This window comes from Blautia caecimuris (genome assembly GCF_024622975.1).
GTDB classification, from domain to species: domain Bacteria; phylum Bacillota; class Clostridia; order Lachnospirales; family Lachnospiraceae; genus Blautia_A; species Blautia_A caecimuris.
The window spans coordinates 80,730-95,306 of the sequence record NZ_JANJZT010000003.1 but is presented as its reverse complement, the minus strand read 5'-3'; the positions used below and the strand labels follow the sequence as shown (position 1 = coordinate 95,306).

At 45.0% G+C, this 14,577-nt stretch carries 13 protein-coding genes; all 13 read left to right on the top strand.

All coding sequences use genetic code 11. From position 1 onward, the window contains the following. Positions 1–75 precede the first annotated feature (75 nt). The 13 genes from rfbB to NSA57_RS03000 all read left to right on the top strand — a co-directional run bounded on the left by rfbB (position 76) and on the right by NSA57_RS03000 (position 14,564). On the top strand, positions 76–1,158 hold the full coding sequence (gene rfbB, locus NSA57_RS03060; RefSeq protein WP_178709057.1) for a dTDP-glucose 4,6-dehydratase: 1,083 nt from the start codon (positions 76–78) through the stop codon (positions 1,156–1,158). A 221-nt stretch (positions 1,159–1,379) separates the two neighbouring features. Beyond that, positions 1,380–3,518 carry a pyridoxal-phosphate dependent enzyme gene (locus tag NSA57_RS03055; RefSeq protein WP_257463977.1) on the top strand — a complete coding sequence of 713 codons (2,139 nt, stop codon included), beginning with the start codon at positions 1,380–1,382 and terminating at the stop codon, positions 3,516–3,518. A 2-nt stretch (positions 3,519–3,520) separates the two neighbouring features. Next, the gene (locus tag NSA57_RS03050) at positions 3,521–4,708 is read left to right on the top strand and encodes an ATP-grasp domain-containing protein (protein WP_257463976.1); all 1,188 of its coding nucleotides are present in this window, start codon (positions 3,521–3,523) and stop codon (positions 4,706–4,708) included. A 15-nt stretch (positions 4,709–4,723) separates the two neighbouring features. Next, positions 4,724–5,110: a DMT family transporter gene (locus NSA57_RS03045; RefSeq protein WP_022068089.1), complete on the top strand. Its 387-nt coding sequence runs from the start codon at positions 4,724–4,726 to the stop codon at positions 5,108–5,110. Further along, positions 5,107–5,451, top strand: coding sequence for an EamA family transporter (locus tag NSA57_RS03040; protein WP_022068088.1), 345 nt, complete (start codon positions 5,107–5,109; stop codon positions 5,449–5,451). Before NSA57_RS03045 ends, NSA57_RS03040 begins: the two co-directional genes overlap by 4 nt. Before the next feature lie 18 nt (positions 5,452–5,469). Continuing rightward, positions 5,470–6,417 carry a glycosyltransferase family 2 protein gene (locus NSA57_RS03035; RefSeq protein WP_147598396.1) on the top strand — a complete coding sequence of 316 codons (948 nt, stop codon included), beginning with the start codon at positions 5,470–5,472 and terminating at the stop codon, positions 6,415–6,417. Between the two features lie 16 nt (positions 6,418–6,433). Beyond that, a complete protein-coding gene (rffA, locus tag NSA57_RS03030) occupies positions 6,434–7,561 on the top strand; it encodes a dTDP-4-amino-4,6-dideoxygalactose transaminase (protein WP_257463975.1) in 1,128 nt (375 codons plus the stop codon). A 13-nt stretch (positions 7,562–7,574) separates the two neighbouring features. Beyond that, positions 7,575–8,852 carry a D-alanyl-D-alanine carboxypeptidase family protein gene (locus NSA57_RS03025; RefSeq protein ID WP_257463974.1) on the top strand — a complete coding sequence of 426 codons (1,278 nt, stop codon included), beginning with the start codon at positions 7,575–7,577 and terminating at the stop codon, positions 8,850–8,852. 10 nt (positions 8,853–8,862) lie between these two features. Next, the gene (rfbA, locus tag NSA57_RS03020; protein WP_022068084.1) at positions 8,863–9,741 is read left to right on the top strand and encodes a glucose-1-phosphate thymidylyltransferase RfbA; all 879 of its coding nucleotides are present in this window, start codon (positions 8,863–8,865) and stop codon (positions 9,739–9,741) included. Between the two features lies 1 nt (position 9,742). Further along, entirely contained in the window at positions 9,743–10,312 is a 570-nt protein-coding gene (gene rfbC / locus NSA57_RS03015) for a dTDP-4-dehydrorhamnose 3,5-epimerase (RefSeq protein ID WP_173751851.1), read from the top strand. Beyond that, positions 10,309–11,115 (top strand): ABC transporter permease, encoded by an 807-nt coding sequence (locus NSA57_RS03010; protein WP_257463971.1) that lies wholly within the window; start codon positions 10,309–10,311, stop codon positions 11,113–11,115. Before rfbC ends, NSA57_RS03010 begins: the two co-directional genes overlap by 4 nt. A 12-nt stretch (positions 11,116–11,127) precedes the next feature. Continuing rightward, entirely contained in the window at positions 11,128–12,384 is a 1,257-nt protein-coding gene (locus tag NSA57_RS03005) for an ABC transporter ATP-binding protein (protein ID WP_178709050.1), read from the top strand. Continuing rightward, positions 12,381–14,564: a class I SAM-dependent methyltransferase gene (locus NSA57_RS03000; RefSeq protein ID WP_257463970.1), complete on the top strand. Its 2,184-nt coding sequence runs from the start codon at positions 12,381–12,383 to the stop codon at positions 14,562–14,564. The genes NSA57_RS03005 and NSA57_RS03000 overlap by 4 nt, the downstream gene beginning before the upstream one ends. Positions 14,565–14,577 lie beyond the last annotated feature (13 nt).

The window sequence follows — 14,577 nt, the reverse complement described above, 5'->3', positions numbered from 1 at the left end:
AATAAAAAGGGGGCTGTTGCAAATCCTGTGGAAAATAAGGTTCTGCAATGGCCTCTTATCAGGAGGAGAAAATATATGAGAACATATCTGGTAACAGGAGGAGCAGGTTTTATAGGTTCCAACTACATTCACTATATGTTTGAGAAGTATGACAATGAAATCCGCATTATTAACGTAGATAAACTGACTTATGCGGGAAATCTTGAAAACCTCAAGGACATTGAAAACAGAGACAACTATACTTTTGTGAAAGAGGATATCTGTGACAGCGAAGCGATCATGAAGATCTTTGAGGAAAATGATATTGACCGTGTTGTTCATTTTGCAGCAGAAAGCCATGTAGATAGAAGCATCCGCAATCCGGAAGTTTTTGTAAAAACGAATGTACTTGGAACTCTTGTTATGCTGAATGCTGCAAAGGCTGCATGGGAGCTTCCGGACGGAACCTTTAAGCCGGACAAAAAATTTCTTCATGTGTCTACCGATGAGGTTTATGGCTCTCTGGAAGAAGACGGCGGATATTTTTATGAGACAACACCGTATGCGCCTCACAGCCCGTATTCTGCCAGCAAGGCATCTTCAGATATGCTGGTAAAATCTTATATGGACACCTATAAGTTCCCTGCCAATATTACAAACTGCAGCAACAACTATGGTCCGTACCAGTTTCCGGAAAAACTGATTCCTCTGATCATCAACAATGCGCTCCAGGGCAAAAAGCTTCCGGTGTACGGCGACGGAAAGAATGTAAGAGACTGGCTTTATGTTATGGATCATGCAAAGGGAATCGATATGGTTCAGGAAAAAGGCCGCCTTTTTGAAACCTACAACATCGGCGGACATAATGAAAAACAGAATATCCAGATCATTCACATTATTCTGGATACTCTGAAAGAGATGCTTCCGGAAGGAGATCCCAGAAGAGAGCTTGTCAGCGAAAACCTGATCACTTATGTTGAGGACCGCAAGGGCCATGACCGCCGTTATGCGATCGCTCCTGACAAGATCAAGGAAGAGGTTGGCTGGTATCCGGAAACCTGTTTTGAGGATGGAATCCGCCTCACGATCAAATGGTTTTTTGAGAATGAGGACTGGATGAAAAATGTCACAAGCGGTGATTATCAGAAATATTACAACGATATGTATCAGACAAAATAATGTTTTTCTGAAAAAGGAAAATACTATGTCTGACTAACGAAGAATGCTGCAGTAATCTGGCAAGAGCGTCAGAACTGCAGCGTTTTTTATTTGGATCACCGAAGATGATTTGGAATTCCGTGGAAATTGTCCGGTATCAAAATAAGGTGGAAAGCTCAGGAATAAAATGATAGAATACCCTATAGATGAATGTTCGTGATCTGGACAGAAAAGAGGTATCCATGAAAAAGATTGTGATTATCGGGGCCAATGATTTTCAGCGCCCTTTAATAAAAAAAGCCGGAGAAATGGGATATGAGACGCATGTGTTTGCCTGGAGAGACGGCGCTACAGGAGCCGGGGATGCGGATTTTTTTTATGAGATCAGTATTACGGAAAAAGAGCAGATCCTTGAGATCTGCCGTAAAATACAGCCAGATGCAGTATCAACCATAGGTTCTGATCTGGCAAATATTACAGTGCAGTATCTGGCAGAGAAGCTTGGACTTCCGGGAAACAGCAGCGCATGTATTGAAAATTCCACCAACAAGTTTGCCATGCGGACTGCCTTTCAGAAGGCCGGAATCCCGGTGCCGTTTTTTCAGGCAGTCTCTGTGGGAGACAGAGTGTTTCCGGAGAGCTTTCCGGTTATTGTAAAGCCCACAGACCGTTCCGGAAGCAGGGCCATAACAAAGGTTTATACCCAGGAAGAGCTGGAACAGGCCATCACACAGGCGGCAGAACAGTCTTTTGAAAACAGAGCGATTGTGGAAGAATATATTGAGGGTGCAGAGTACAGTGTGGAAACCATCAGCTATAAGGGTGAACACACCTGCCTTGCAGTAACAAAAAAATTTACAACAGGCAGTCCCCATTATATTGAGACAGGTCATTTGCAGCCGGCTCCTGTATCGGAAGAAATGTATGGAAAAATTCAGGATACGGTGTTTCGCGCCCTTGACGCACTTGAAATCAGAAACGGCGCAGGGCACAGCGAGCTTCGGATCGACAAAGCGGGAAATATCAGGATCATTGAGATTGGTTCCAGAATGGGCGGAGACTGCATCGGCTCCGATCTTGTTCCTCTTTCCACAGGGCAGGATTTTGTGGCAATGGCAGTGGATACTGCTGCCGGGAAACCGCCGGTTTTTACAGAAAAAAAGAAAAAGGTTTCTGCTATTCGGTTTCTTATGGACAGTAACGATCTGAAACATCTTCAGGAGCTTCAGAAAGAGCATCCGGATAAGGTGAAAAAAGTGGTGCTGGAAGGAGATGTGGAGCAGGCGCAGATTACAGACAGCGGAAGCCGTCCCGGATTTTTTATTCTTCAGACAGATACTATGGAAGAAATGGAAGAGCTTTTTTATCACGGTCCCTGGGAAAATCCGCTGAGGGAGCTTCCGGTGACTCCAATACAAAAGCTGAGATTTACCGGAAACGGCAGGGACAATGCTGAGACAGCACCTGTGTACAATCATTTTTATATGAAAAGAGAGGATCTTCTTCCTTATTCTTTTGGGGGGAACAAGGTTCGGTTTGCACAGAAGTTTATTGAGGATATGAAAAGAGAACACTGCGACAGCATGATCATTTACGGAAATTATCATTCCAATCTCTGCCGGATTCTTGCCACCCTTTGTTTCCAGCTGCACTTGCCCTGCTATATGGTCCATAATACAGAGGATGTAAAAGAGGATAAAGAAACAGAGAACAGCAGAATCATCCGGAGTATGGGAGTAACAGAGATCCCCTGCAAAAAAACAGAAATTGCAGACGCTGTGCAGAAGGCTGTGGATGAGCTGAGGGAAAAAGGCTGTAAGCCTTATTATATTTACGGAAATACCAGAGGCGAGGGCAGAGAGTGGGTACCAATGGAGGCCTACAGAGAGGTTTATCAGGAAATCTGCTGTCAGGAAAGAAAAATGGGTATTCATTTTGACTATATTTTTCTTGCATCCAGCACCAACGCCACACAGTCCGGCCTTCTTGCCGGAAGTCTGGAAGAGGGTGATGAACGGAATATTGTGGGTATTTCTGTTTCCAGGAATGAGACCAGAGGAAAGCAGGTAATTGCCCGGAATCTGGAGGAGTATGCGCAGATGCATAAAAGCAGCCTGCCTCAGAATTTTAAAGAGAAGATTCTTTTTACAGATCAATACATGGAAAACGGATATGGAACCTACTCACAGGATACGGCAGATCTGATTCGCAGTATTTACCGGTCAGAGGGCACCCCCCTTGATATGACCTATACAGGAAAGGCTTTTTGTGGTATGGTAAAATATCTGGAGGATCATCAGATCCGGAATAAAAATATTCTGTTCCTTCATACAGGAGGAACTCCGTTATTTTTTGATTTTCTGGAGGAGTACAACCTGTAAATATGAAAAAACTTATGATTTTAGGAGCCAGCTATTCTCAGCTTCCTCTTTATGAGGCTGCAGAAAGGCTTGGCATAAAAACAATAGCTGCAAGCACTCCCGGTGACTGGCCGGGATTTCAGGCAGCAGATGAAAGTACGTACACAGATATTTCTGATCCCGGGGCGGTTATGGAAGCTGCCCGTAAGTTTCAGGCGGATGGCATTACCACCTGCTGTCTGGATACAGGAGTCCGGGCAATAGGTTATGCCTGTGAGAGACTGGGGCTGAAAGGTCTGTCAGAAAAGGCGGCTGATATCAGCAGCGACAAATTCAAAATGAAAGAAGCCTTTATGGCAGGGGGAGTGCGCTGCGCCCGCCACATCTGTATCAGAAACCGGGAAGAGCTTGCAGAAGCTCTGGAAAAACTGAATTTTCCCGTAGTGATAAAGGCAGTGGATCTGATGGGAAGCAGGGGGATATTCCGGTGCGATACCAGCGAACAGGCTTTTTCCTTTTATGAAAAAACCATGGAAGCTACAGGTAAGGATTATTGTCTTGTGGAAGAGTTTATTGAGGGAGAACCCTTTGGCTGTGAGGCAATGATGTCAGAGGGCAGGCTTTTATACTGCCTTCCCAATAATATAGATGCTTTTCAGAGCTATGTACCCACTCCGGTAGGTCACTCTGTTCCCTGGAAAAAACAGGACAGTCTGGGAGAAGAGGCGAAACGTCAGGTAAAGCTTGCTATCCGTGCAGTGGGGCTGGATAACTGTGCAGTAAACTGCGACCTTATTGAAAAAGACGGAAAGGTTTATGTGATCGAGATTACGGGAAGAGCAGGAGCCACCTGCCTTCCGGAAACAGTAGGACTGTATTACGGCATCAATTATTATGAGGCTATTGTGCGTCTTGCCCTTGATATGGAGCCGGAAAAGCTTTTTACCAAACCGTATCCGGGAAGCGCCAGCCTGTCTAAGATTCTGACCTCAGACAGAAGCGGAACCGTAAAAGCGATCCGAAATGAAAATGCGCCTGCAGAGGATATCATTGATCTTTCCTTTAATATTCAGCCGGGAGATTATGTGAATCAGTACCGGAATGGAAGGGATCGTATCGGACAGATCATTCTTGCAGGGAAAGAACTTCATGACTGCGAAGAGAGGCTAGATGAGATTTTGTCGAAAATTAACATTGAATTTACAGTATGATTGTGAGAAAATAACATGAGAAATAATGACCATGCCTTAAAGAAAAGTACATTTTTGCTGCTGCATATCAGCCTTTTGTTCAGCTCCCTAAGCGGTGTCTGTTCAAAAAAAGCTTCCGGATATACGGATCATATTTTTTCCCTGCCGTTTATTTTCTGGTTTGGACTTGTTTTTGTGATCATGTTCGGCTACGCCATTATCTGGCAGCAGATCCTGAAAAGAATGCCGCTTACTGTGGCCTATGCAAACCGTCCCGTAACTCTGATCTGGGGAATCGTCTGGGGAGCTCTGATCTTTGGAGAAAGGATCACCTGGAATATGATCGCCGGAGCAGCTGTGATTTTTGCAGGAATTTATCTTGTAACAAGTGATAACGCCGGAAAGGATGGTGAGAATTCATGAGCAGTCTTGGAATATCCGTATGTCTTTTGCTTCTGTCGGTTTTTATCTCGTCTGTATCTCAGATCATTCTGAAAAAGGCAGCAGATAAAACCTACGAAAGCACCCTGAAGGAGTATATGAATCCTATGGTGATCGGAGCTTACGGGCTTTTTTTCTGTTCTGTAATACTGACCATGCTGGCTTTGAAGCATGTGCCTCTTTCCATGTCACCGATCCTGGAATCTACAGGTTACATCTTTGTATCAGTAATGGGATATATTTTTCTGAAAGAAAGATTCAGCAGGCGGAAACTTATGGGCTTTGCCCTGATACTTGCAGGGATCGTCATATTCAACTTATAGAAACGAGGGACAAAAGAGATGCTGGTATCGATTGTTATACCGTGCTATAATTCAGAGCAGACCATCGGCAAGGTGGTGGAGCTTGCAATTGAAGAATTTGAGAAACTAAAAGATTACGAGTGTGAATTTGTTCTGGTAAATGATTATTCCAGAGACAATACCTGGAAATCCATACATGCTCTTACAGAAAAATATCCAAATGTAAAAGGAATCAACCTGGCTAAGAATTTTGGACAGCACAATGCCATTATGGCCGGAATGAATTATGCTCAGGGAGAGCTGATCCTGGGAATGGATGACGATATGCAGAATCATCCGTCACAGATTCCACAGTTCCTTGACAAAATGGAAGAAGGCTATGATATTGTGTTCGGAGTGTTTAAACAGAGGAAGTTTTCCTGGTTTAAAAATCTCACAGGGGCAGTAAGCCGGTTTCTTTTGTGGCATCTGCTGGACCGTCCGAAGGATATCCAGATGAGCAGTTTCTGGTGCTGCAGAAAGTATGTAAGAGACGAGGTTGTCAAATACGACGGCTATAATACCTTCCTTCAGGTATTGTTTTTCCGCACCACACATAACATTGCAAACATAGAGATCGAACATTTTGAGCGCGAGGTGGGAACCTCCAATTATAATTTTAAACGGGGACTGAAGCTGTTTATGTCCTGTCTGAATTTTACCGTGATTCCTTTAAGGGCAGCCACCTTTTTCGGAACCCTGTTCTCGGCAGCAGGTTTTATAGGCGCAGTGATCGTTTTTATCCGTAAGCTTCTGAATCCGGCAGTTGCCATTGGCTGGTCTTCGCTGATGTGCGCCATGCTGGTACTGTTCGGCATCTGTTTCCTGATGCTGGGCATTGTGGGAGAATATCTGGGAAAACTGATGCTGAATGTAAATAAGACACCTCAGTATGTGATCCGTGACAAAGAAAATATTTCCGAACAAACTGACAACACAGATAATTAAGAAACAGGAATAGCAAATGATAGATTTTAACAGGCCTGCAATTGTAGGAAAAGAACTGACATATATTAAAGACGCCGTAGACCAGGGAATGCTTTGCGGAGACGGCAAGTATACGAAGCTGTGTTCTGCATGGATGAAGGAGCGGTTTCAGGTAAACCAGGTGTTTCTGACAACCTCCTGCACTCATGCGCTGGAAATGGCGGCATTTCTCTGTGACATAGAGCCCGGGGATGAGGTGATCATGCCCTCTTATACCTTTGTATCCACAGCAGACGCCTTTGTGCTGAGAGGAGCCAGGATCGTGTTTGTGGATATCCGGCCGGATACCATGAATATGGATGAAAACCTGATCGAGCAGGCAATCACAGAAAGAACAAAGGCGATTGTGCCTGTCCATTATGCAGGGGTTGCCTGCGAGATGGATGCGATCATGGCTCTTGCAGAAAAATATCATCTGAAGGTAGTGGAGGACGCAGCTCAGGGAGTAGAGGCTTATTATCATGGAAAAGCTCTGGGAACTATTGGAGATTTCGGGTGCTACAGCTTCCATGAGACAAAAAATTACACCATGGGAGAGGGCGGCGCCCTTGTTTTCCAGAAAAACGAATACCAGGAAAAAGCAGAGATCCTCAGAGAAAAGGGAACAGACAGAAGTAAATTTTTCCGGGGACAGGTAGATAAATACCGCTGGATCGATTATGGCTCATCTTATCTTCCAAGTGAAATGAACGCGGCGTATCTTTATGCCCAGCTTGAGGAAGCGGAAAAAATCGACCGTAAGAGGCATCAGATCTATAACTATTACCATGAGGGGCTGAAGAGTCTGGAGGAACAGGAAAAAATCCAGAGACCTTTTGTGCCGGAAGGGTGCAAGCATAACGCCCACATGTATTATATAAAAGTCAGAGATCTGGAGACAAGAAGCAGGCTGATCACTTATCTGAAAGAAAACGGAATCTGCACTGCCTTTCATTATGTGCCTCTTCACAGCTCTCCGGCAGGCAGAAAATTTGGACGCTTCAGCGGAGAGGATGTTTATACCACACGGGAAAGCGAACGGCTTTTAAGACTGCCCATGTTTTATAATCTGGAAATGTCTGATGTGGAATACATTACAGAAAAAATACTCTCATTTGAGTTTTGACGGAGGAAACACAATGAAAAATAAAATAGCAGGCACTGTGGCAGCCGGAATTGCGGCACTGCTGATCCCTGCAGTATCCGTGCAGGCAGTAACTGTGAATTTCGGAACAGCGGCAATAGTGAGCTCAGACAGCATTCAGGGATGGCCGAAAGGGCCGGACACAGTTTCTGAGACAGCAGTTCTGATTGATGCGGATACAGGCGCGGTCCTTTATGATAAAGGAAAAGACGAGTACCGTTATCCGGCAAGTACCACAAAGATCATGACCGTGCTTACTGCGATAGAAAACAGTTCTCCGGAAGATTCTGTAACTTTTACAGAGACAGGAGTCCGGGATGTGACCTGGGACAGCTCCAATATCGGAATGCAGCTGGGAGAAACCATTACCATGAAGGACTGCTGGTATGCGGCCATTATCAAATCAGCCAATGAAGTGTGCGCTCAGATGGCAGAGTATGTAGGGGGAACAGAAGCTCAGTTTATTGAAATGATGAATGAGAAGGCCAGGGAGCTTGGATGCAGAAATACACATTTTGCCAATGCAAGCGGGCTTCCGGATTCCAATCACTATACCACAGCCTATGATCTGGCAAAGATCATGCGGGCAGGACTTCAGAACCCCCGGTTCCGGAAAGTTATCAGCGCAGCCAATTATACGATTCCGGCTACAAACCTCAGCGAGGCAAGAGGAATGCATACTCATATGCCTCTTATGGCAAAAGAATCCAATCTTTATTATGAAGGCTGCATTGGCGGAAAAACAGGAAATACCAATGACGCAGGCCATACCCTTGTAGTGGCAGCGGAGCGGAACGGAAGAACATATATTGCAGTTACCATGCGTACAGCAGATCTGGGAGCAAACTGTACAGACAGCATTGCGCTGTTTAACTATGCGTTTGATAATTTTGATACGCTGACAGTCAATGGAAAAAAAATGACTGTGCCAAAAGGTGTCACAGCGGATCAGCTTACAGTAGAGCAGGTGGACAAAAACGGAACAATGCTGAACCGTTATTTTTATAACGGACAGTATGTAGGCTATGCGGCGCCTGCCGCAACTCCCACACCCCAGGCGGTACAGACAGCGGCAGCGGGAACAGGAGAAAATACTTCCGGTACACAGACAGTACAGGAAGAAGCGGAAATACCGGAATCGGAAACTGAGGAAGGACTTTCCGATATGTCAAAGATCCTTCTTGGATTGATGGCTGTGATGGCCGTGACTCTTGTGGCATTGATGACAGCCCTTTACTTTAAAGAGAAAAAAATGTACGGTTCCAGAAAATAGGAGGAGAGATATGAAAGGTATTATTTTAGCAGGCGGTTCAGGAACAAGATTATATCCATTGACAAAAGCGATTTCCAAGCAGATCATGCCGGTGTATGACAAACCGATGATCTACTATCCCCTTTCCACGCTGATGCTGGCAGGGATCAGAGAAATTCTCATCATTTCCACACCAAGAGATCTTCCGGTGTTTGAAGAGCTTCTGGGAGACGGAAAGCAGCTTGGAATGCGTTTCGAGTATGCGGTTCAGGAGCAGCCAAGAGGGCTGGCAGATGCGTTTATCATTGGCGCGGACTTTATTGGAAACGATGCGGTTGCCCTTGTTCTGGGAGACAATATTTTTTACGGACAGAGCTTTTCCAGAGTGCTTCAGAACGCATATAAGAGAACAGAAGGGGAAAAGGGAGCAACCATCTTCGGCTATTATGTAAGGGACCCAAGAGAGTACGGCGTGGTAGAATTTGACGAAGACGGAAAAGCTCTTTCCATAGAGGAAAAGCCGGAGCATCCCAAGTCAAACTATGCGGTTCCGGGACTTTACTTCTATGACAATGATGTAGTGGAGATCGCCAAAAATGTGAAGCCTTCAGCAAGAGGCGAAATTGAGATTACAAGCATCAACAATGAATATCTGAACAGAGGAACCCTGAAGGTGGAAACTCTGGGAAGAGGATTTGCATGGCTGGATACAGGAAACCATGATTCCCTTCTGGATGCGGCTGATTTTGTTTCCGCGTTCCAGAAACGTCAGGGACTTTATATTTCCTGTATTGAGGAAATTGCTTACAAACGTGGATTTATCAATAAAGAGCAGCTTGTGGAGCTGGCGCAGCCGCTTCTTAAAACTGCATATGGAAAATATCTGATCGAAGTAGCGGAGGGCTTATAAAATGGGAAAAATTACAGTAGAAACCTGTCACATTGAAGGATTAAAGGTGATCACTCCTGCAGTGTTCGGAGATGACCGGGGATACTTTATGGAAACTTATAATTACAATGACTACAAGGCGGCTGGCATTGACCAGGAGTTTGTTCAGGACAATCAGTCCAGTTCCAGAAAAGGCGTTCTCCGCGGACTTCATTTTCAGATCAACTATCCGCAGGATAAGCTGGTCCGCGTAGTAAGCGGAGAGGTTTATGATGTGGCTGTGGATCTTCGTGAGGGCTCTCCTACTTACGGACAGTGGTACGGAGTGCTGCTTTCTGCAGAAAACAAAAAACAGTTCTTTATTCCAAAGAACTTTGCCCATGGCTTCCTTGTACTTTCTGATTCTGCTGAGTTTGCCTATAAGTGTACAGATTTTTATCATCCCAATGATGAGGGCGGACTTGCATACAATGACCCGGATATTGCAGTAGAGTGGCCGATTCCGGAAGGAATGGATCTGATTCTTTCTGACAAGGACAAAAAATGGGGAAGCTTTCAGGAATATTCCGCAAACAGGAGCAAAAAGGATTGAAAAAAGAGACATGGCTGCCAGGGGAACTATACCGGAACAGAAGGCTGGTTCTTTCCCTGGCCAAAAATGATTTTAAAACAAAATATGCAGGTTCTTATTTTGGAACAGTCTGGGCCTTTATCCAGCCGGTAGTTACCATCTGTGTATACTGGTTTGTGTTTGGTCTGGCTTTAAGAGGCGGAGCGGACAGAGGAGTTCCCTTTGTTCTCTGGCTGGTAGCCGGACTGGTGCCCTGGTTCTTTTTTCAGGACGGGCTGATCGGCGGGACCAATTCTCTTCTGGAATATAATTATCTGGTAAAAAAGGTTGTTTTTAATATTCGTATCCTTCCTGTGGTAAAGGTGATTTCAGCCGGGTTTGTCCACTGCTTTTTTGTGCTGATCGTTCTGGTGATCTATACCTGCATGGGCTATCCGCCTACCTGGTATGCCCTTCAGCTTATTTATTACAGCTTCTGTATTTTTATGCTGATTCTGGCAGTGACTTATTTTTCCAGCGCGGTGGTGGTATTTTTCCGGGATCTCAGTCAGATCATCAACATCGGACTTCAGGTAGGGGTATGGGTAACTCCCATTATGTGGAGTTTCAGCGACCTTGGTCTTACAGGGATTCTTACAAAGATCCTGAAGCTGAATCCGGTATTTTATGTGGTACAGGGATATCGTGATTCCCTGATCGATCATGTGGGATTCTGGCAGCATCCGGCTCTGACCCTTTATTTCTGGGCTTTTACCCTGGTGCTGTTTTTCCTTGGAACAAGACTGTTCAAAAAACTTCAGGTACATTTTGCAGATGTACTGTAAACGGAGAAAAAAATGAGTGAATTTGCAATTCAGGTAAAACATCTGGACAAGATGTATAAATTATATAATAAGCCCTCAGACAGACTGCGGGAAACTCTGGGATTTAAGGTTCCGGTCAGAGAGCATTATGCTTTAAGAGATGTGAATTTTCAGGTGGAGCGGGGCGAGACTGTGGGAATCATCGGAACAAATGGTTCCGGAAAGTCCACAATCCTCAAGATCATTACAGGAGTTCTGAACCCTACGGCAGGAGAGGTGAAGGTGGACGGAAGGATTTCCGCTCTTCTGGAGCTGGGAGCCGGATTTAACATGGAATATACAGGAATCGAAAACGTATATCTCAACGGAACCATGATGGGATTTTCCAAAGAAGAGGTGGATGCCAGACTTCAGGATATCCTGGACTTCGCAGACATCGGAGATTTTGTTTATCAGCCTGTAAAATCTTATTCCAGCGGTATGTTTGTCCGTCTGGCATTTGCAGTTGCCATTAACATTGATCCGGAAATTCTGATCGTTGACGAGGCGCTTTCTGTAGGAGATGTGTTCTTTCAGGCAAAATGCTACCGGAAATTTGAAGAATTTAAAAAGATGGGCAAAACCATTCTTTTTGTCAGCCACGATTTAAGCAGTATTTCCCGGTACTGTGACAGAGTGATTCTTCTGAATAAGGGAGTGAAGCTGGAAGAAGGTTCTCCAAAACAGATGGTGGATATGTACAAGCAGCTTCTGGTAGGTCAGGATCCTGCAAAGGCAGAGGAAAAGAAAGAAGAGCAGAAAGAAAGCTGGAGCCAGCAGTTCCAGGTAAATCCCAATATGCTGGAATATGGTACCAAGCTTGCGGAGATTGTGGATTTTGCAGTTCTGGATGACAAAGACCGCTGTACCAATACCATTGAAAAGGGCAGCAGTTTCCGGATACGGATGAAGGTGGTATTTCATCAGGATATTCAGGAACCGATTATGGCCTATACCTTTAAGGATATTAAGGGTACAGAGATCACAGGAACCAATACTCTGTTTGAAAAGAAATCTGTGGAACACTCTCAGGCAGGAGATAGCTGTACAGTGACCTTTGAGCAGGAAATGTTCCTGCAGGGAGGGGAATATCTTCTTTCCTTTGGCTGCACCGGGTACAAGGACGGTGAGTTTACAGTTTTCCACAGGCTGTATGACGCATGTAATATCACAGTGGTTTCCAACAAGAACACAGTTGGATTTTATGATATGAACTCAAAAGTGGAGATTCGCTACGGAGAAAAAGCATGATAGAAAAAATCGGTAAGGCAGTCCTGGATGATACCTGTTATCCGGGACAGGATTTATACAGTGACGGAGCCATAGAGGATGAGATGCTGGAAATTGCCAGAACTTATCCAAAGGAGCAATGGAACCAGGTGATCGCAGAGAGGAAAAGCTGGCCCATTCTCTATCATTTTTCCCATGTAAGGGAAAATATTTTAAGCTGGCTTCCGTTTACCGGAAAGGAAAATGTGCTGGAGATCGGCTCCGGCTGTGGAGCTATTACAGGTGCGCTCTGTAAAAAAGCAGAGAAGGTCACCTGTATTGAGCTGTCAAAAAAACGAAGTGAGATCAATGCCTGGAGACATAAGGACTGCGAAAATCTCACAATACTTATGGGAAATTTTCAGGAGATCGAGCCTGCGCTGACGGAGAAGTATGATTACATTACTCTGATCGGCGTTTTTGAGTATGGGGAAAACTATATTCAGAGCGACACCCCTTATGTGGATTTTCTGAAAACCATTGCCCGTCATCTGAAACCGGGCGGACAGATCGTTCTTGCCATCGAAAACCGTTTTGGACTGAAATACTGGGCAGGCTGTACAGAGGATCACTTTGGAACCCTTTTCGAGGGACTTGAGGGCTATCCCACAACAAAGGGCGTAAAAACCTTTACCCAAAAAGAGCTTACAGAAATTCTGGAAAAAGCAGGAAATCTGAAAGCGCAGTGGTATTATCCGTTTCCGGATTACAAGCTTCCCATGACCATATATTCTGACAGGCGTCTTCCTTTAAAGGGCGAGCTGAACCGTATGGAGACAAACTTTGACCGGCTTCGCCTGCAGCTTTTTCAGGAATCTCCTGTGTATGATTCTCTTCTGGACAATGATATGTTCCCGGAGTTTTCCAATTCGTTTCTTCTTCTGATCGGAAAAGAGCAGATCTGTCCGGAGATTGTGTATACCAAGTTTTCCAACGAGCGGGACGCGCGCTTTGCCCTGAGAACAGATATCTGTGAGCCGGGAAGGTTTGAGAGATATGTGCAGAAGCTTCCGGCAAATGAAAAGGCCTGTGAGCATACAGCCCGTCTGGAGCGGATTTATACAGAGCTTACAGAAGACTATAAAAAGCAGGGGTTGGAGCTTAATCTCTGCAAAACAGTAAATAAGGCTGCAAGGCTGGAATATCTGGAGGGAATGACTCTGGAAGAAAAACTGGATCAGCTTCTGGCTCAGGGGAAATTTTCTGAGCTGGAGGAACTGTTCTTTTATTATCTGAAAAAGGTTCAGAACCTTCACAGCACAGATACCTTTATCAAAACGCCGGAGTTTGTACAGGTATTCGGGGACGTAGAGCTGACCGGAGAGTATTCCTGCGCAAAAATGTCCAATATTGATCTGGTTCCTGCCAATATTCTGATTCTGAAGGACAGACAGGTTGTGATCGATTATGAGTGGACCTTTGACTTTCCGGTTCCCGCAGACTTTATCCTGTACCGGATGATCCATTATTATCTGGAAAGCGACGGAAAGCGCCGTGTTCTGAAGGACAGGGATTTTTATGGCAAAGCAGGTATTACTCAGGAGGAGCTTGCTGTTTACGGAGAAATGGAAAGGAATTTCCAGAAGTATATGCATGGAAGTCATGTGCCTCTTCTTTCCATGTATGAAGATGTTTCTCCGGGCAAGGTGGAGATCCTTCCCTATTATGAGCAGATGAGGGCAGCTGGGGCAGAGAGGAGGCTTCAGGTGTTTTTTGACCGGGGAAATGGATTTTCTGAGGAAGACTCAGAAGATTATCCCATGAGCAGAGCAGGAGTCAGCATGGAGCTTGAGATTCCAGACAATGTGAAGAACCTCCGTCTTGATCCGGGAGAAGCATCAGGTGGTCTGATCCTTCGGAAGCTTGCTTTTGAAAATGACATAAAGGCAGACTTTACAACAAATGGTTTTCCAGTAGGAGCTGACAGCTATTATTTCGGCGGGGGAGATCCTCAGTTTGTGATCGGAAATATCAGCGGAGAGAAAAAACTCAGAATTGAAATTGAGATCATGAAGGCTCAGGAAGCGGGAGAAAAGTTCTGGAAGAGCTTTGGCCTGGTGTCAGCGGAAAAGGATGAAGAGATCCGCAGACTGAAAGAAAAGATCAGTCAGATGGAAAATACAAAAGTCTGGAAATTGTACAGAAGCATTAAGAAAAAATAAGCTGTCAGAGAGA